We start from the raw sequence: 19048 nt of genomic DNA on the forward strand, positions 1-19048 counted from the left end.
CTTCCTTTATGAATGATTTTTTAAACACGCTACTTAGTACCGGCAGTCTGCTTTTACAGGTTCCGGCCAGCGGTGAGTCGTCAGCTATTAGTGAGATAAGTCAGGCTCCATTGACTCAAGTTTCAGGCTCCTTCGTTGAACTGCTCGAATACGGACTGGTAGCAATTGTCATTTTGCTTCAGCTTTGGTTCTTTAATCAAACACGAGGCACAATCCGAAGTTTCAAAAAAAGTCTGCCTGATTACAAACAATTTTCGCTTACTAATGCTACGGTTTTCCGCAGTGATTTAAAAGACGTTCCTCCTCAACAACTATTAGACAATCTAACTAATTACACCAAGCGCGCACAAGCCTCAGCCCCTGATCTTGAAGCATTACGGTATACCCGACTTCAGGAGTATATAGGCCAGGGTATGACTTTCGATGAGGCTGATGAACAAGTGCAGGAAGAATTTGGCAATGAAGGAACTTTAGCTTCTGTACCCATCAACGGTAAAACTACACTGACACTACTTACTATAGCTACAGACGAAGAGAGCCCAATATTGACCAAAATTCGGCGAGCAATCAATACTTATCTAATTAGTAATAAAGGTGCAGTTGCCGACTTTAATTTACTGCGCGATATTATTCAGCGAAATCTTGATACAGTTGAGGAAGAGATTGCGGTTACAACGCCCATTCCAGTTTACCTAGGACTAGTTGGTACAATGCTCGGAATCATCATCGGGCTATTCAGTCTGCCCGATATAGGTTCAGAAAGCTTTATTCAAGGTAATGGTATTGCCAACCTACTGGGTGGAGTTAAAATCGCCATGATTGCCAGTGCCGTAGGGCTAATTCTGACCATTTTCACAAATGGCATACTCTTTCGTGGATCAAAAATATATACGGAAGGTAATAAAAATGATCTATTCACTTTTCTGCAAACAGAACTTCTACCTGTTTTGTCTGATAGTGTCAATGCGGGTGTGAACAGTTTAAACCGGAATTTAGACCGTTTTAGCGCCCAGTTTTCAGAAAGTATACAGCAATTAGATGGTTTGGTTCAAAAAAATTACGATTCGATGCGGGCACAGCAAAGTGCTTTGGATACACTCCAAAAAATCGACGTGTCGAAGGTAGCTAATTTCAATATTAAGGTGCTAGGCGAATTAAAGCAAAGCATGGATGCCCTTGAACGGCTGGCATTTGGACTTAAAAATGTTGATACGTTTGTGCTCAATGCTCGTGCCTTGGTCGAGCGTTCACAGGACGTAGTGGGGTTAACTGATAAGATTGGTCAGGTTCTGGATTACACAAAAGAACTTCAGTTTTACCTAAATGGTCATTTCCAAGAATTAGAAAGTCGGGGTAGTCTCATCACAAATACCGTTACGAAACTTGACAATGTGATCTCGCGCGAAATAGAAGGATTGGAAAAAAATATTCATGCTCGAATTCAAGCTGTTGGTGAGATCAAGATTGAAGAAGATGCTTGGTTGCAACAGGCCATGCGCGAAAATCAGACTGCATTGAGCAAGCTGCGACTACTCGAGCCTTTACAAGCCAGTTTAAATGACTTTATCAAAGAAAATACAACAGCACAACGCAGTTTAGCTACAACAATGCAAAACGTAGCTAAAAAATCAACGGAAACAAATGAAATATTAATGCTCATACTAACAGATCAACAGCAGGGAAAAATTTTCAAACGTTTATCAAGCTGGCTTTTCGAAAAAAAAGATAAATCATAAGTATCATTTATCAGTAAAGACATGAAAATATTGTACGAAAGTGATTTATTGATTTGGCTTCAGGGCGCAATAGTGGCCATTCTATGTGTTATAACATTAAATAAAAAAGCATTTAGTTTAATTAGCAATGCTATTGATGAAATACAACATGTTAAATTATTAATTGGTCTAACAGCATCATGCCTTCTGATGATAGGATTTGTTATTAGCTTTCACGCAGAAGTATTCACATCACACGATCATTATAATATTGCTAAAACAAAAGATGGATCTAAAAGAAACGGATATAATTGGTTTAACTTAGGTCATATTTTTAGATTTCCTGTCGAGCAACTCGTGCCGGAGAGTTCTATTATACAAATCAATACATTTGACATTAGTATGTCTAAAAAGAATAGGTTTAATAACTATCTATATATTGTTGATAAAACAGGCTCGACTGAGGAAACTGTTTTTATGAAAAAATTAGCTCAATCTGTTAAAAAAAATTTACAAAATGGATTATCCCGCGAAAATGCTACCTATAGAGAATACATAAATAGCTTAAATGATTTAGCTGACTTATTACTTATTCAATCTATAAATGAGATTGCTCACTCTAATCCAAATGCTAAATTTAGAGTTGGCCTATATACCGGAAATGATCCCAACCAGCCCATAGACTATTTAAGTGATTACAAAATAGCCTCTTCCGAAAATGTTGGAAATTTTATACAACTTTATAAAACACAAAGTATAGGTGAGAAAAATTCATTGAATTATAAAATTAATTCCCAACAAAATTACAAATACCCATCTTTGTATAGAGTTCATTCTTACCCAACAGATTATGTTGAATTAGTACAGGATATATGCGATTATGGTTGCCATGACTTTAACAAAGATATAGATTCCTTATCTATATCTTTAATTGGTGATTTATGCCACGAAAAAGAAAATAACTTACAAGGACTAAAAAAAAGCTTGTATGCGTTAAGTAGCAAAAATGTTGAGCAAATAAATCTATTTAGATTACCTTTTAATCCACATAGATTGCCATACGGCTGGGACTCAACAAAGGCTGATATTATTGCATCTCAAGTGGCAAATAACTTCAAACAAAATTTCCATCGTGGTTTACTCTACACAGAGATAAACACATCTAACATTATAGCTTCGGAGTACCCGAAAGACTTTATAAATAGCCAAATTATCCAGCCTAATAAACCAATAGGACAAGAGTCAGAAATAAGTGTTTACTTTCCCTTCGCTTCTGCATATTATCTAAACGAGTCCATGTCGAAAATTGAAATCACAAAAGAAAATACCCCCTTTTATGGAGAAATAATTGTGGCGCTAAAAACTTTTGATGGGAAAGAAGATTTAGCAGAAGTAGAGGTAAATGATATTAAAATTAAAGTAGATAATATTGAAAAAATAAACTTAGCTAAGGGTAGCATCAATCTTAATTTTCGTAGTGAGTCAAACCAAGAAAATTATTATTTAGATATGTACTTTCCTAGTGATAAAACTAGAATAACAGCTCCACTTGTTTTTAGAGAAAGACTGACCACAACGGCTTCTTTATGTTTAATATTTTTATATACTTTATTATATATGTCTATTACCCTGCTAATTTCCATAATAGGGTTATTAATCTATAGATTTCCCGTAAGATATCCTAAATCAGTTAGCTCTTTATTTGGAATAATTCTTATAGCATTTCCAATTATTATATTTTGCATTTCATACCTTCCAACTATTTTAGCTATTCCAAAAACAGATGAATCGTTAGCATTATCTATTTCATCTTTATTTCCATTTATATATTTATCTTTTTTTTCCGTTCATATTTACGCAAACACAATAAATTATATAAATAATATTTCCACTCAAAATAATGTTATAATTTAATATGAAAGTTAAAGAAGCCAGTTTTTTCTGGACTAGTTATACAGACCTGATGACAAGTTTATTTTTTGTCATGCTAGCACTTTATGTACTAACAGTTGCTATCCTAAAGTATCAACAGAAAGCCACTGAGGAACAACTACAAAAAATAAAAGAAATACAGAATGCAACGCAACAATTGCCCAGAAAATATTTTCAATACCAACCCGAATATAAACGATTTACGCTTAACCGACAAATTCAATTTCCACGAGGTAAAGCTGATATTCCAGTATCAGATTATGCCTATCTAATTACAGTGGGAAGAAGTATTCGACAGTTAGTCGATACGCTAAAAGTTAAATATAGCAATGAAAAAATAAAATACCTGATTGCAATTGAAGGTATGGCCTCTAATGATCAGTATCTATATAATAATCAGCTAAGCTATCAGCGAGCACTAGCATTGCGAACGTTCTGGATTCAGCAAAACATTCGGCTTGACCCTACTATTTGTGAAGTAATAGTGGCAGGTAGTGGTATCGGGGGTGTCGGTAGAGAAATTAATGAAACAAAAAATCAAAGAATTCTAATTCAAATCATACCCAAAATTGGCGAAATCGAGTAACATATGTTAATGCTTTTTTGTCAGCTTGTTCTGAAGTCTTCGATGTATAAATGGGAGAGTAATCCATTTATCAACTGTAAGTCACAGGTTACTAAATATAAACCTTCTAGTGCCTAACTTCCATACCTTGAACGAACAAGTCCAAATAGGTCTTGGACGGATTGGCTAACTGTTTAAATAAGTGTGACAAGTCGGTAGTGGCTTAATTGCGTTGATCGGCAAAGAAAAATTGATTGATAAACAGACCAATTGCTGTGTCGTGAACCACGATTGATTTCGAATAGCAAATGGTTCTGCGTGTTAACCGTTTTAAGCGCGTTCGGAGGGTTAAATGCTTCCGTTCAAGACCTTGTAAAGAGGCTTTTCGAACTAAGCGTAAGCGTTGATCTAAGCAATCAAAGTAAGCCCACCAGGAGTCCGTTATCCATCTGATTACCTCAATTTTGGCCTCCTCCAATAGATGTAATAAGTGACGAAATGTTTGGTTGGCTAGCTAGCTAGTGCTGGTGGTGCTGGTGGTTGGCCTGTTTCTCGCCTTTGGCAGGAAAAAGTAAGGGCAACCCTGACCAAGCTTTAGCTGGTTAATCATTGCAGATTAATTAGCTACAGCTTGAGGTTAGTGTCAGTAAAGCGTAATCTATCTACGTTTAATTTATTGTTTAGGGTAGTGGCTAAGATCGGGAAGCTATGAGCAATCATAGTCGAAATGTACCATTTTCGAGGTCTCAAATTTCTACTGAAATTTATCGTCTTCTTCTAGAATAAATACAAGTTATAATTTTACTTGATTCGTTCACGAAAACGCTTCTTTAGAAGGAGGCAATAAGGGTCTAACGTATTAAATTCATTTCATTATCATGTCGGCAAAATGGTTTGCAACGAGAAGTGGACGAGCTTATCCATACCACATGGTAACTCAGAAGCGTACAATGCGGACAAGTTCGCTCAGCCGAAACGAATTGAACACTTCACCGAAGAACTACTTCGATAAATCTACATGGTGAGAGTAGTCCGGGCGGCACCTGACAGAAAGTAGGTATTCGACTGTTATTGGATACATATATTCCAAAATCTCCATATAGGCCTTATTCCTGCGACGGCTATAATTACGATAAACGGTCCGCCGTGGCGGTCGGAAATTTGCCCTCTCTGTTTGGTTATGCCCATACTTGTCATCGGCAAGTGGGTTAATTTCAAATTACTATTATTATTCGACTGATTGATCAAATAATGGTGTAGGCTTTGGCTTTGACCTTCTCCGGGAAACCGCGCTCAGCGGTTCAATATTGGGCTGACCATTTAAGGTCGATGTCGATGCTTCGAACGACGCTGTACTATCTCCTTCAGGCCTTAATCGAGCATAAAGAGTGTATAGACCGGCCTGTGATTTGAGCCCGAATCTACCCAAGTACTTATCGATTTGTTTGCTTTGATACGGATGATTCCGCCTAATATGATCCGTGTCAACAAAAATGATGTTATACCGTGGTTGATTGATAGTACCGGTTCTATCTTTCTGCGGATTGAGCATGTGTTCCTGCTCATTGGCAAAATCCCCCTCCTCATTTAAGATAAACTTGTAGTTGAGCGTAACATACTTATGAACTCTTTCATAATTAGAGATGGCCATTTCAATCGTATCAACCTGAGCCATTAATTCCTTCCAGGCTGTTTGTTCCGATTGCCAGAGCGCGATATTAGCTTTGGCCTGGGTCAGCTCCGATCCTGACAGTTTATGAAGCTTGCTCAGCATCCGATCTTCTTTGGAACCCAGATCATTGAGGTATAACTGGATCCGGGCAATTTTCTCATCTCTGGGTAGGTCTTTATCTTTAAGCACCCAGAATTTATGCTCCTTAAAGAAGCTCATACGGACGGCGGGACGGCCGAAATTGACGATTTTGATGGAACGGCAATCAAAATCCGTAAAGCGGGTGAAATACGGCTGGTAGGCTGCATCTACAAAATGAATGGTTCCGGTATCGGCCCAGTCGCCCTCAATGTCCCAGCTATCCCGGTCCGCCCGTAATTTGGGAACCTGATTCATGACTTGGGTTAGATCCTCAAGCATGAGCGCGTAATAGGCCGCGTCATATTGTTTTCTTTTCACCTGTGGCATACCAATTATCGAAATTTTGCCTGCAACGTCACGGATCGCGCCGTTGCAGGCCCGGACTGTCTGTTTAGCTACGGCCTAATTACTTATTTATTTAGTAGAGGAGCTGAAAAAATCCAAATGGGCTTTTACGGATGAATTATTCCGGCCACTTCTCTAATCCAGCTGCAATACGTAAGGCGCGTTGTACATCCTCCCAATATAAGCCGCTTTCATAACCGTTATTGAGCCGATCACAAATTTCCAAGAAGTCATTGGCTGATTCGAGTCGTCGCTGCTCCTCTAATTGCTGCTTATCTGGCTCGATGCTTGAATTGTCTACTGATTCCATTAAGGGTCAAAAGCATTTTCCTAAGACAAATATCTCTATATTAAGTTTCGTTTCAAACGAAACTTAATATTTGTTTGCTAACCTTCGGTTGAACTTTATTATTTTTTTGTCTCCAATCAAAAGTCCTTTTTTAGTTTTTTCACCCTATTGACCTTTTGATCTTTTATAATAGAGGAAAGAAAATAATAAAAATCTTTTAAATAATGATTTAGATATGATAATAATAGGTTCCAAATTGGCCTTGCTAAAGCCTGCTAATCAAGTATTTACAGTGTGGATAACTGTGCTATTGTAAGGAATTGTAGTGATTCGGTAAGGGATTATAGTTGGTTTGTAAGGAATTATAGTTTTGAAAGTAAGGGATTATAGTCACAAATTGGCTCTACTGTAAGGGATTATAGTATCCTACTGTAAGGAATTGTAGTCGTGTGAAAATTAATAAAATGCAATTTTCAATTGGTGCTGGACAGGTCAAGTATAGGTAATGAATCAATCAATTTAATTATGGTAACTGTTTGATTTTAAGAAGTTTAGTATTCAAAATCGGTTATTTTTAGTACCTTATTGTAGCGTTACTTTGCAACGATGACAATGTATTTACTTCCATAATATACCCTAACTATTTAATTATCAGATATATACTACCCTTACTGTAAGGAATTATAGTCATAGTTTGGTAAGAACTTTCCGAGTTAGCCGAGTCCATATAGCCGCCTCTGATTTACAAATTATAAAACATCAGTTTCCCTTTAGGCATTAATCAATCGTCTGTTTATCAAATGATTATGGCTCTATTGTAAGGTCGTATAGTAATCTATTGTAAGGAATTATAGTCGCTTTAAATGCGTAAAAATTCAGCGATTTCAGTGAAAAGACAAGCGAAATGAAGCGATGTAACGCGATAATTAAATGAAATTTCTAAAAAAAAATGTTTAATAGTTTGATATACAGTAAAATAAAGACGTTTTCAAATTCTATTGTAAGAAATTATAGTCATTCAAAATATAGCTAATCAGGCTTTTATGCATGGTAAGACGTATTTCACATTGCTGAGCCTTTAACCGTTATTCTATACGAAGAGTGTGAATTGTTATTTATATATCATTTAACAAACAACGTTATTATTGTAAGTACTTTTTTTGGGTTGCCTTACAATTTTCAGTAGATTTGTTCCAATTAATAAAGTCAAGTTACACAGCGTTAAGTAGATGGCTAAGATTTCACAGGACCCGGCAGTTCAGGAGCGTGGTACTCAGTTAACTTTAGACTTTGTTTCAACTACAGTTTCTTCTTACCCTAAGCCCGGTAAACCTACTCCGGCAACTGTACCACACTCCTCCAATACTCTAGTACGGGAGCCGTTATTATTACTGGAAATTACCAAAAATTTCTCACTGCTGGAACGTAGGCTTTATATTCTGGTACTGCGTGAGCTGAAAAATCTTCAAAAAATCGAGCGTGAGCAAATCCAGCCTTGGACGGAGTTACGTTTTCAGTTTCATTATTCAGAAATCATCAATGGTCACACAAACGCCTCAATCAAAGCGCTGGTTGATAAAATACGTATGCGGGACATAAGCTGGACTGATCATGATAATCAAACCTACAAAAGCGTTGTAATTTTTCCGGAAACGGAGTATCAACGCAATAAGGGGACGATTATGCTAACCATGTACCATAAGGTAATCCCGCTATTTCTAGATTTAAGCCGTGGTTTTTCCACCTACCAACTTGAACTGGCACTCGCGTTAACATCAGACTATGCCCAGGTTATTTATCCGTATATCGCTCGATTCCGTAAAACAAAAGTTTGGCGAATAAGCATTGATGAATTCCGTAGGATTGTTCGCGCAGAGGACAAATACAAGAACTTCGCCCATCTTCGTCAGAACGTAATTGATCCTGCTCTAGCGCAAATCAATGCAATGACGGACTACAAAGTTAAGGTGAAAACAAAATTGCAGGGTCGAGCCATTATTGGCCTGGAATTTTCAATCAGCTACACATCAACGTTAACCGAGCCGGAAGAAGTTGTTAGCAAAGAAGATATTGCGCAGCAACTTGACGTTATTCTGGGAATGGAACCCACGGCCGCTGCGGAATACGTTGCCCGTGAACTTTCTTACTATTCCAGTTTGACGCAGGATCAGAAGAATCAGATTCTCGCTGGCGGGGAAAAATTGATGTCCTTTCTTCGGGCTAATTTATATGTGCAGACAGGGAACGTTAACAATCCAGATGCTTATATGGCGGAAGCGGTCTTTCATTTTAAGGATAAAGGTAAAAAATCCAAAGATTTCGTCTACGACGCTCAACCTACAGGAAGGATCAAATAATGGTACACCTAACGCTAATTCAAAGTTATTTTCTACATACATTGACGGGCCGCCAGGAGGATGTGACTAACTAAGCATGAACTGTTTGATTAATTTTAAAGAGGCAATTTGGCGAACGTCGTTATTTACTTAATTTAGTCAAACGCATCTATTTTCATTTATTATGAAGCCCTCTGAAGAAACCTTTCTATTCAAACAGCTCTGTCAATTTGTTACCTCCACTTTAAGTCAATCTGACCGCTATTATGAATTTCCCGAAGTGGCCAGGAAGCGGATTGTTTCTTTTTTAGCCGCCTGTCTGATGGTAATCCTCTTAGCGACCGCCTGGGGAATTATGTACCTGGTAGCCAATGTACTGCCGGACAATCTACTAGGAGCTGCTCTATATACTAGCGCACTTTATGCAATGGTATGCGCTAATTTCTGGGTAGCCTGGCTGGTACTGACGCGCTTATCGATTATGATTAATTACCTGCCGAGTAGCTATGGACCGTTGTTGATCAGTGGGGTCATGTTGATGTGGCTGATGTTATCAGTGAGTGATAGTTCTAACGCTGATCTGAATCAACATGAACGCTATGTTTTGGTGCTTGCCTGGGCGTTAACCTGTTTACGGCCTGCTTTATTTGCCCGCGTATCCCCCAACCAATAAATAACCAGACTGCAAGGGGTAGCAAAGAAGGGTGTCTAAAAAAGCAACCGCAACAGAACAGACAAATCATTATGGCCAGGAGAAGACCCCGATCCCTTTTATCACCAGGCAAAGGGTTTGATGGCGGAGCCAAGATCATGGGAACGGTTCTGATCAATTCTTTTAATATAGGCAAGGCCCTAACGAAAGCAGGGCAACGCTCGATGGCCAGGTCGACCAAATCAGCTGCTTACAGGAGGCCCTCAACTCCTCGTTCGAAAGGTTCGTCCAGCATCGGCTCCTGGCTGGTACTGGCCATTGCTCTATTCCTTTTCTTGATCCTTATGTAGTTCTCCGGTGAGGGCGGGGGCCATCTGAGCGGACCACCTCGGAGTTGCGCTCTGCTTGGCCTGTGGTGGCCCGGTCATAAATGCAACTACATCCTTAAAAATTAGATTTTGATTTGTGCGATAGCAATTTGATCGGACTTAAAATATAATTTAAATTTCATTTAAATTAAACTAATTTAATCGAATTAATAGTACTTTTAATCACTTAATCTGCCAGACGTTAAACCGCTGGTTTGCGTTGGCGGATATGGTGTGGATAGAATCAGAAAGCAGGATGATAGTATTATCCTGCTTTTTTTTGCGACCCAACAATTTTAGACTTCCATGACTGTATATCGCAGTTGAATGCAACCCTGGAGCTGCTGGTATCCATTGTGCTTAAGGTAATCCACTGTCCATCCTTCACACTGTGACAGGTCTTCTAACCTATCATCTGTTAGACTGCCGACTAACTCTACAGGCTCTTGTAACACCTTAACTATAAGGCGCTCGCCCTGACCTACCACTTTCCCCAACCAGATTACCAGTAAGTGTCCCGGCTGAAGCCTTAAGAGCGCCTGTTAATGCCAGGGTTTTTTTTTATACCATTCTTTCTTCCGTAAGGTGGCCGTTCGTTTACCCGCTTTGACCGCTTCGAAGGTGGTCGTATAGGCCGCATAATCAGGCCGTTGCTGGCCCTGATACGCAAAATACATGGTCAACTGCAGACGTACCCTAGGGAGTGCCGGAATGAATTCTGATCCAGTAGTCATAATATGAGTCGGCCGGTTACTGAAAATTATGGCGTTAAAAACGACAAAATATTAGGATGTAAAAATATTTAAAATTTATTTTAATAGTCACAAAAGAAATGAATTTTAGATAATGACACTGGCTCAACACTGGCTTATCGGTATACTGCTACTTCTGCTGGGGATATGGTTACTTTGGGTCTGGTTTAGCTTCGAACCCGATTTGACCAAAAACCCCAGGAGTTTGCAATTTGCCAGCTCAGCGGCTTACACTGATTTCCTGACCTTGGCTAAACCTAACCTGGAAGCCCGGCGTCTGAGGTTTTTAAAACAGGTAGACTGTCCCATTTTCGTTGAAATTGTCAAGCTTGGCTTTCGCCGTTTGGTTACCGACGATCTACAGGTTGAGCTAGCTACTGACAAATTAGCCTTCACTGTTTTTGCCCTAAAAGGGACTAATGGGGAACGGATGCTGGTTGCCTGTTGCCAAGGTTCCCTCCGCAAAAACCCTACCTGGGTCAACGAGTTCGGCCACCTGTGTCAGCTCAATCAAGTCGGTGGTCTTTTTATCCATCTGGGGGTGACCAACCGTTGCCACGGGGTACACCTTAGCTGTACCTGCTCGATACACCTACTATCGGGCAGCCGCCTAATCAATTTACTGACTCGTCAGGATAATCGATTGGCCTGGCTCTTCCAGGTGCTGGAAACAAACCTATCTACGCCTATATCAGCTCGTATTACCACTTAACTAGCTATATAATGAAATCCAGCTCACTTACCCAAAACCGGCCTTACCGGGTCTGGCTTTTTAGATTGGTTGCCATCGTTCTGTTTTGCCTGCTCGGGGGGGTAAGCATTGCGCATTTTATTGTCCATGTGTGTGCCAAGCAGCATCCTGCCCCACCTGCTAAACGCCCTGTTCAGACGCTTTACCGGATTCACTTGACTTTTTAACCAGGGTTGTTTGCCCATTAGATCCGACGACTATGGATTCTCTACAGGAAAAATTTGATTTGTTGAAGCAGTTCACGGAACGGCAGTTAAACAGGGCTGATACAGTAATAAATCGATTTATCAACGAAGGGCTATTTCTTTCGTCGACTTCACCGGTTGAGGTCAAGCACTCGGCTTGGAACGTAGGCAATTTTCTGAAGTCCAAACGCAGAACGCTCGAAAACCAAACAGAATACGATCCGTCAAACGCTTTCTTGCTACGCTATCAGGTAGCGCAGTTTCTGGTTGACCTAACCCAACTGGCCTATGATGAGAACGAGTGTATTGACCACCTGAAATCAATGATAGCCAAAGCGAAACCAACCGTTCAACGCTATTTTGAAAACGATGGCAGGCGGGCCATACCGGCCCATCAATTCAATTATACCTTAAGTCGTTACGCGTACCTGGTATTAAACCGATGGCTTGTAGCTGATTCACCTGAGCTGGACCAAATGCTGACTGAGTTGGATACCCGCTTGCAAAATGACGATCAGGTAGATTTAGCCGTTGATTTGTCAACGAATACTATTGATGCTAGCTACGAATCAGCGCTTACATCCATTGCCGACTGCATTGAGGTCGCTTTCAATGAGCAGAATAAGGGTAATTCTATAGACTGGGATTCTCTAATCCTGGCTAATCAAAATTTTACTTCATTGCTTCAGAAGGCAACTGCAGAACCAGTATTTGAAGCCGATGCGTATTCTACTGACAATTTATCCGGGGAAAAAACACATCCCGATCAATTTTTGGATGAAGTGCCCATCGATGAAATTGTTTCCAACAACCAGTTAACTACGTATTACCGAAACCAATATTTAGATCGGCTCGCCTTACCGGACTCAGAATTACTTAGTTCACTGCCAACCCGTGAGGTTAAGCTATGCCCCGAGTGTTTTGGCCGGTCGCTGGTCGAGCGTAAACGACCGGTAAATGAGATGACAACCAATTGCCAGACCTGCCGTACACGCGTTGAAACGGTCTATGGACCTTATTATTATCAATCATACACGGCTAATCCAGCGGTTGCCATAACTCGCCATCGTCAGTTTTTAGTCGATCGGCTGAAAACCCGCTACTTCGCTCCGGAGGTGTCATTCAAGTCGCCACCTTCATCCCAACCTATAATACCTGCGGTTTCGAAGGTTTACTTTTTTAGCATTGCGGCCATCGATGAGAAAACCTATAAAAGATTGGAAGCTAAATACAATGAGTTTCTAGCGGATTATGCCCATCGCGTTCCGCTCAACCGGGTCAGTCCAGACCGGGTATCTATTCAGATATGCTCAACAGGGGGTAGCGTTTTTCAGGTAAAGCGACTGATTAGTCTGATCAATTCCCATAAGAATTATACAACAGTTACTGGCGACGTACTCTACAGTGCAGCCTTTCGACTTTATTTCTCATTGAACTGCCCTAAATCACTAGCCTCACACGCCGTTGGCATGTTTCATTTAGCCCGCACGGTCGAATACGTGCTGGAGAGCGGAAAAGTACTCGACTGGTCGGCTCAAACCCATAGCGATGAATCACTTGCTTTCTGTCGATCGCTGGGCCTGAACGGTCAACAGATTGCAACGATTGCTGAAGGGGGAGACGTGTATTTCGGTCGATTTGAATTAGAGCAGATCGATAAGCTATCTGCCGGTAAGATGGCTCAGTCCTAAACACATTCGCACCACCAAATACAGTCGTTAAAATTCACTAGTTATGGAAGCGTTTAAAAAGATAACCTATTATCTCCATCCTGATGATGAGCAGCCTCGTCCGGGACAATTCCTGGTCACAATCAGTCGAAGCCGCAACCGACGGCCCCAGAAGTATGATGGTGTGCTTTCCGTCATGCTCATTAAAACGGTTCGAAAAATTCGTCACAAGCTGATTAGTGATTCCCAGGGGTACGCCCTTGAATTACATGATAAACCTGAATTTAAGCCGCTTACGGTTGTCGAACGGCTGAGCGATGGGGTTCAGGTCTGGGTACGTGGTGAAGAATCCTTGCCTTGTTTTTGGCTACCCAGGGGTAAACCTACATGATTTACCAGCAGCTGCCTACTAAAGCCCTGCCGTTTACTCGTACCCCAGTTGTCAACGTACCACCTCATAAAACAGCCTTGTGCTGTATAAAAGACCTTTATGAAAACATTGCTTTTTCTTTTTTGCGCCGGAACCCTGGGTTTTCTAGGCTACATGGGCTATAGGTCAAATCCACCTGCAAAAGCGGATCACCATGCGGCTAATTCATTTGCCTATAAGCCATTTCGGTACGGTAAGGCTGCTGGCTCCTATCTGTATGCTCCCCCAGGTAGTACCCTTACTGCCGAGTCTGATCTAGTGTCAGCAACGATTTTTCCAAATCACATTAAGCTCTCCAAAAAGGATAACTATCAGTTTAAGGGGTTATTCGATTTGCCTAGAGAAAGTTTTATCTACGTCGCTAAACGCTTAAGCCAGGACGATCTCAACCGGCTTATACTGTACGGGATAACACTCATTCGGCAACAACCCAAAAAAGCCAACCAGTATGCCTACCGACTTTCGGTATGCCATTTGCTACATAATCCGCTACCCGACGAGTTTGCTCACCCGTCCGATGTAATGTCTGAACCTTTTGGCCGAACCCATTATCTACCGGGAAGCAGTCCGTTACGGGGCGGAGTCGGTGGTACTGATTTAGTTGATTTATTACCCGGCTCAACCTTCATACCCTATAAATCACTGGTTGATTTTCTTGGCTCTTTACTAATCTTTCTCTACTACTGTACTACAGGTTTGTGCTGTTTGTTGGTAGCAGGGTTTATCGGGTATTACCTCATGCATTTACCCTGGCAGCAATCAATAAGCCTGAGCTTGACTCCCCGTCCCGAAGAATTTTTCGGTCCTTACCGTGAGCCTGACAACGATTCAATGAATTCGTCAGGCTAATACCTTTTCTCGTCTATTCACTCGTTCACAGCCTTATTAATTTCCCCCGACTTATAAGTCTTTTTTCACCTTTTAACCGGTTAAATCGCCATGGATATTTTTCGAATTAATGAAAGGATTGATCGTCTGACTACTAATCTGGAACAGAGGTATCCGTTTTTTACAGACCTGACCCAGCCGATCGCACGAATTGTATTAGTTACTCTGCCAGTTGCGGTTGCTGATCTTTATAGTAAAATATTTTCCTTTTGTTGGTCGGTAATCGAGCCACTTCATTTGTTTGCTTCAGGGACTGAAACCGAGTACTCGCTTGGCTACCTTTTGCTTTTTGTACCAGTAATGTGCCTGATATCCATTTCACTAATTTTGCCATCCTGCTGGGCGATTCGTAATTTAGATTTGACTGATAAAAATTCTGTAATTGACCTTATCGGTGCGTTAATTATCCTAATGATTTTAGGGTGGGGTTTACCTATGGCCAACCAAGAAATGCTAAAGGCTTTAACTGTCATAACAGCGGACAGAGCAACGGTACTGAGCGCGGTATGTTATGTTTCGGTAGCCCTAACCTTTGCTTTTTGCTACTGGCCACGCCAGTTACGGGTGAGGAAATCATTCGTATAAGTTAAGTACTGAAACATCATACCAAACCGGGAGAGGTTAGCCTTCGTAGTCGGGATGGCGCTTTTTCCGGTTTTATCTTCAACGTTGATTATCGAGTATAGGCATGACTTCTGAATGCTGTGTTGATTGATGGCCATCAATCCGGCGGCATAGGACGTATTTACGAATAAGTGCTCGTTCGTTGTTTTCTTGGTAAAAAATTACAAATCGAGTTCCGTTGATGCGTTCTGGTAAATGACATCCCGCCGACGATCGTATCGATCAATCATCTGGGTTGTTTTATGCTTGGTTTGATTCTGAATCTTCCGGTTATCGACGCCCGCGTCTTTGGAGATGGTCACAAAGGAGGCGCGCATGGAGTGGGCGGAATAGTACTGACCGAAGGCAGCCTTGGCCAGCAGATTCACGTAATCATCGGATAAACGGTCCAGGGTTGGTCGTTCTCCCTTGCGGATGCGAACAAATAAAGGCCCTTCGGCCCGGTTGATGAGCGTCAGCCACTGTTGAAGGGTACGAAGAGGACAATACGCTTCCTGTTTTGCTTTCGCTACAAATTTGGCTTCTTCAACCCCATCCTGATTCGTCTTCGAATGATTGATTGTAATTAAGACACCATCGGAACGACACTCCAGATATTCTACATTGATATCGACCAGCTCCTGACGCCGGAAGGCACCCGTGAATCCCAACAACAAGATAAGCCGGTTACGTAGACCGGTAGGCGTCAGGGGTTGGCTGTCGACCGCTTTTCTAAACTCGTCCAGGGTGAAGGCCAGGGCCTGTTTTTGCCGAATCGTCTTTTCTCGCCTTACCCCCTTCATAAATAGCTTAAACTGCTCATGGGTTGTCGGCGAAGGCAGGTTATGAATCCGGTGGTATTTGGCAATACTGGCCAGCCGCCGCTGAAGCGTAAAATAGCCTTTGTCGGTTGAAAGTTCGGTCATGTATTCAGCCAGCGCCTGAGACGTCGACGGCAGGGCTTCGTAGCCTTTATGGTGGTACCAGGCCAGGTATTGCTTTACATCGGATTGGTAGGCTTTTTTTGAATTGGGTGCTCCGTAGAGTCCACTTTCATAGAACTCCCGTGCTTTTTGTTGCTGTTCATTCAGGCCCGGCAGTCGTTGACCATCGGGTGTGATCTGGCTATAAACAGCCGGTAGTGATTCACCTGTTTCCATAAAGTAAGGTGGGGCGATGGCCGAAGTAAAAAATGATTGCAGCAGGGCTTACCCACCGTTACAGTAAGGTCGTTCTACCCTCCCGTATCTCCTGCTTTAGTTCTTTCAGGAGCGGATCTAAGCGGCCGCTCTCCAGATCCTGTTCGATCTGTTTATCCCATCTGGCGAAATCGTGTTCGGTAATCCATTCGGTGAGTCGTTTATACTCGGCCTCTGGTAAATTAGCAATTGCCTGTTGGATTTGGTTTAGGTCCATGATATGATTGATGTTTTACGAATACAGCTTTTAGGCCTGGTTCTCTTCTTAGCTTTATGGTAGTTGACCCGTAACGACAGGACCACCACTGACGCCCTAGTTGCAAGCGGCAATAAACGCGCCACTAGGGCGACGATACAAAGCAACTTGCCCGTTAATCTAGAATTGACGGGCAATGTACAGAAAAAATAGTTACCTACGATAAGTAAGGGTTATCGTAGGTAACGACACCTGTAGTTATAGTTATAATGCTTTCTGATGTAACGAATTTTCTTGGATCCGCGTGAACCGTATCGGGGGCTATCGGGCAGTCTCCCGCGCATACGGTTCGCTTAGGGCCATAAGCATCATCGACTTCACGCTTGAGTCGCCTGGGAAGTGAAGTGTACGAAGTAAAATCATCTCCATGCGAATTAATTATAGGGCTCTTTTTTTCTTTAGTTTCCGGCTCCAGTACACGATAATGGGCACGCCCAGCAGAGTTGGCAAAAACCAGCCCACCAGACTCACCCTGGATGAACTGTTGACGACCAGAAACGCCGTGTAGGCAGCAATACTCGTACCGATCATGCGCGTTAGGTGAACCAGTAACCAGGTGGATGGTGCTACTCCCTGTTGTTTGAATAAGCGCCAGTCCTGCCACAACATGCGAAACGAACTTTGGGCGAAAAAGATGAAGACTAACCCAAAATAATCGCGCTGAAAAAGAATGTAAATTCCGTAGCCCAGGAAGTAGAGGCTAAACAGCAGCATTAAAACGGAAGTGACCCGCTCTAGTAGACCCGTTTGGTTGAGAAATCCCTGCCGTTTTTGGCGCAGGATCGCGTAACCGGTAATGTTCATGTAACCGCTGAAAATACCCACTGCAAACAGAAACGGGATGTTGTGCAGGATGGCCAGTACCAGGGCTGAACTAGCCACCACGAGCATGGCATAATAAAAGACGATACCGAGGCGGCGGTGAGCTAGCCCCCCTTTTTTGACCGCTATGGCCAGGGGCCCCATCAGCAGGCCAATACTGCCGGCGAGAATATGAACTAGTAAAAAAGATTGGTAAAGCATGGTTGTTAATGGCCCCTGTTGGGTAGCTGACAGATTACCAGACTCCAGTCGATGAACCTGGCATTTAGTAATCAATTTAAGATGGTGATCAAGGGGGCCGCCAATTCGACTTAGGCAGGCCATTAATTAGCTGTTATCTTTTGGCTAGCGCACGGGTATGCTTACCTTATTTAGTGATTTAATCTACGGACTCGCCCTGGCTGAAGGACTGACGGGGACCCAAGCAAGTGGGGATAATAACACTGACCATAAAGGCAATTAGTAGCGAAACGGTTATGATCTCCGCGTACGTTGCCTCAACGGTACGGTTTACAAACTGAATGGCACCCATCACCAATATCCAAGTCAGCACAAAGGCTGAGTTAGCAGCTGAAAATAGCGATTTCGGATGCGGGTGAAAGGCAAAATCTATAGTCTGTACCAGGCCGTACCAGATTCCCCAAAACCATGAACCATACCCAAGTGTCTCCAGACCCAGATACGTACAGTATTGCCAGGTATTATCGATTGGTGATCCCAGTACAGGTTCTACCAAGTCAATTAAACTCTCCAGGCTACGGCTTAACAGAAAAGCCAGTAAAATCCTGGTCCAAAAATCTCGGGCTGGATGAGCCGGAATGATTTGGCAGATGAATGGGGAAAAATATTGATAGTAACGGGTTTGTGTAAAGAGCTTCATGTGATTAGATTTTGTCGGTTACAATCAGTTTTTAATACTTATGATTTGAGTTAAGTTCTCAAAATTTTATTGAAAATGTTGCCAGATGCTTTCACCGAATAATAATTTCATCGTCTCAGGAAAAATCCTGTAGAACCGGTAATTTACAAAAGCTAATACAACTGCCCCAAGCAGCACATTTGGATAGTATTTCGCTAATAACAATCGAGGTGTAGGGCTTATTTCTTCTATAGTTTGCTCAATTTTCTTAAATTCTTCCTTCTCTTCAAGCGTGGCTAGTCCCTGCTTTTTTATCGACTTAAGTACTTTATAACGGTCTATAATGATCTTGAAATACGGTTCCTTCTCCACGTTTATGTATAATCCTGGCAGTAGCCGGACCGTGTGAGATACTGGAGAATGCCACAGCCAATAAGAGGCAATGACAAAATTCAAGAATGCACTTCCTGGAGGCATGGTGAAACAAGTTCCAGATAAATATGTCCTTGGGCATAAGATCAGTGTAAGGACGATCAAGACTCATTGTTGCTGCTTGCATAGGGATATTCAAGTATAAATGATTCTATATTTTTTGAATGATCTTCACTTCTTCTGACG

General features: G+C 41.7%; 20 protein-coding genes and 1 pseudogene. 12 read left to right on the forward strand and 9 right to left on the reverse strand.

Annotated features, from left to right (window positions below; translation table 11 throughout):
• Positions 1 to 8 precede the first annotated feature (8 nt).
• The 3 genes from CWM47_RS31685 to CWM47_RS31695 are packed head-to-tail and all read left to right on the forward strand — an operon-like array spanning position 9 to position 4233.
• A complete protein-coding gene (locus CWM47_RS31685; RefSeq protein ID WP_100992561.1) occupies positions 9 to 1736 on the forward strand; it encodes a MotA/TolQ/ExbB proton channel family protein in 1728 nt (575 codons plus the stop codon).
• A gap of 21 nt (positions 1737 to 1757) precedes the next feature.
• Positions 1758 to 3629, forward strand: a complete 1872-nt coding sequence (locus tag CWM47_RS31690) for a hypothetical protein (protein ID WP_100992562.1) — start codon at positions 1758 to 1760, stop codon at positions 3627 to 3629.
• 1 nt (position 3630) lies between these two features.
• A complete protein-coding gene (locus CWM47_RS31695) occupies positions 3631 to 4233 on the forward strand; it encodes an OmpA family protein (protein ID WP_100992563.1) in 603 nt (200 codons plus the stop codon).
• 202 nt (positions 4234 to 4435) lie between these two features.
• On the opposite strand, the pseudogene CWM47_RS31700 reads toward CWM47_RS31695, so the two are convergent.
• The 3 genes and pseudogenes from CWM47_RS31700 to CWM47_RS31710 all read right to left on the reverse strand — a co-directional run.
• Positions 4436 to 4708 (reverse strand): annotated as a pseudogene (locus tag CWM47_RS31700) (IS1 family transposase); the annotation flags it as partial.
• A 732-nt stretch (positions 4709 to 5440) separates the two neighbouring features.
• Positions 5441 to 6343 (reverse strand): hypothetical protein, encoded by a 903-nt coding sequence (locus tag CWM47_RS31705; RefSeq protein WP_206170560.1) that lies wholly within the window; start codon positions 6341 to 6343, stop codon positions 5441 to 5443.
• A 145-nt stretch (positions 6344 to 6488) separates the two neighbouring features.
• A complete protein-coding gene (locus CWM47_RS31710) occupies positions 6489 to 6680 on the reverse strand; it encodes a hypothetical protein (RefSeq protein ID WP_100992565.1) in 192 nt (63 codons plus the stop codon).
• Between the two features lie 1208 nt (positions 6681 to 7888).
• Between CWM47_RS31710 and CWM47_RS31715 the strand changes: the two genes are divergently transcribed.
• The 3 genes from CWM47_RS31715 (at position 7889) to CWM47_RS38395 (ending at position 9997) form a co-directional block, all read left to right on the forward strand.
• Positions 7889 to 9016 (forward strand): replication initiation protein, encoded by a 1128-nt coding sequence (locus CWM47_RS31715; RefSeq protein ID WP_100992566.1) that lies wholly within the window; start codon positions 7889 to 7891, stop codon positions 9014 to 9016.
• Positions 9017 to 9179: 163 nt separating this feature from the next.
• On the forward strand, positions 9180 to 9668 hold the full coding sequence (locus CWM47_RS31720; protein WP_100992567.1) for a hypothetical protein: 489 nt from the start codon (positions 9180 to 9182) through the stop codon (positions 9666 to 9668).
• 71 nt (positions 9669 to 9739) lie between these two features.
• Positions 9740 to 9997, forward strand: a complete 258-nt coding sequence (locus CWM47_RS38395; protein ID WP_157816103.1) for a hypothetical protein — start codon at positions 9740 to 9742, stop codon at positions 9995 to 9997.
• A 560-nt stretch (positions 9998 to 10557) separates the two neighbouring features.
• Here CWM47_RS38395 and CWM47_RS31730 read toward each other — a convergent pair.
• Entirely contained in the window at positions 10558 to 10749 is a 192-nt protein-coding gene (locus CWM47_RS31730; RefSeq protein WP_100992569.1) for a hypothetical protein, read from the reverse strand.
• Between the two features lie 112 nt (positions 10750 to 10861).
• On the opposite strand from CWM47_RS31730, the gene CWM47_RS31735 reads away from it, so the two are divergent.
• From CWM47_RS31735 to CWM47_RS31760, 6 genes are all read left to right on the forward strand, one after another.
• Complete coding sequence (locus tag CWM47_RS31735) at positions 10862 to 11479, forward strand: hypothetical protein (protein ID WP_100992570.1); 618 nt, start codon at positions 10862 to 10864, stop codon at positions 11477 to 11479.
• 11 nt (positions 11480 to 11490) lie between these two features.
• Positions 11491 to 11685 carry a hypothetical protein gene (locus CWM47_RS38400; RefSeq protein ID WP_143100761.1) on the forward strand — a complete coding sequence of 65 codons (195 nt, stop codon included), beginning with the start codon at positions 11491 to 11493 and terminating at the stop codon, positions 11683 to 11685.
• Positions 11686 to 11717: 32 nt separating this feature from the next.
• Positions 11718 to 13394 (forward strand): hypothetical protein, encoded by a 1677-nt coding sequence (locus CWM47_RS31745; RefSeq protein ID WP_100992572.1) that lies wholly within the window; start codon positions 11718 to 11720, stop codon positions 13392 to 13394.
• Between the two features lie 43 nt (positions 13395 to 13437).
• Positions 13438 to 13764: a hypothetical protein gene (locus CWM47_RS31750; protein ID WP_100992573.1), complete on the forward strand. Its 327-nt coding sequence runs from the start codon at positions 13438 to 13440 to the stop codon at positions 13762 to 13764.
• Between the two features lie 99 nt (positions 13765 to 13863).
• Positions 13864 to 14652, forward strand: a complete 789-nt coding sequence (locus CWM47_RS31755) for a hypothetical protein (protein WP_100992574.1) — start codon at positions 13864 to 13866, stop codon at positions 14650 to 14652.
• 90 nt (positions 14653 to 14742) lie between these two features.
• Complete coding sequence (locus CWM47_RS31760; RefSeq protein WP_100992575.1) at positions 14743 to 15276, forward strand: hypothetical protein; 534 nt, start codon at positions 14743 to 14745, stop codon at positions 15274 to 15276.
• A gap of 200 nt (positions 15277 to 15476) precedes the next feature.
• Here the strand turns inward: CWM47_RS31760 and CWM47_RS31765 are convergent, their stop codons facing one another.
• The 5 genes from CWM47_RS31765 to CWM47_RS31785 form a co-directional block, all read right to left on the reverse strand.
• Complete coding sequence (locus CWM47_RS31765) at positions 15477 to 16454, reverse strand: tyrosine-type recombinase/integrase (protein WP_100992576.1); 978 nt, start codon at positions 16452 to 16454, stop codon at positions 15477 to 15479.
• Positions 16455 to 16512: 58 nt separating this feature from the next.
• Positions 16513 to 16710: a hypothetical protein gene (locus CWM47_RS31770; protein WP_100992577.1), complete on the reverse strand. Its 198-nt coding sequence runs from the start codon at positions 16708 to 16710 to the stop codon at positions 16513 to 16515.
• A gap of 417 nt (positions 16711 to 17127) precedes the next feature.
• Positions 17128 to 17772 carry a DUF2306 domain-containing protein gene (locus CWM47_RS31775; protein WP_157816104.1) on the reverse strand — a complete coding sequence of 215 codons (645 nt, stop codon included), beginning with the start codon at positions 17770 to 17772 and terminating at the stop codon, positions 17128 to 17130.
• A 178-nt stretch (positions 17773 to 17950) separates the two neighbouring features.
• Positions 17951 to 18451, reverse strand: coding sequence for a hypothetical protein (locus tag CWM47_RS31780; RefSeq protein WP_100992579.1), 501 nt, complete (start codon positions 18449 to 18451; stop codon positions 17951 to 17953).
• A 66-nt stretch (positions 18452 to 18517) separates the two neighbouring features.
• Complete coding sequence (locus CWM47_RS31785) at positions 18518 to 18907, reverse strand: hypothetical protein (RefSeq protein WP_157816105.1); 390 nt, start codon at positions 18905 to 18907, stop codon at positions 18518 to 18520.
• Positions 18908 to 19048 lie beyond the last annotated feature (141 nt).

Origin of the sequence: Spirosoma pollinicola, from assembly GCF_002831565.1 — a bacterium.
Taxonomy (GTDB): Bacteria; Bacteroidota; Bacteroidia; order Cytophagales; family Spirosomataceae; genus Spirosoma; species Spirosoma pollinicola.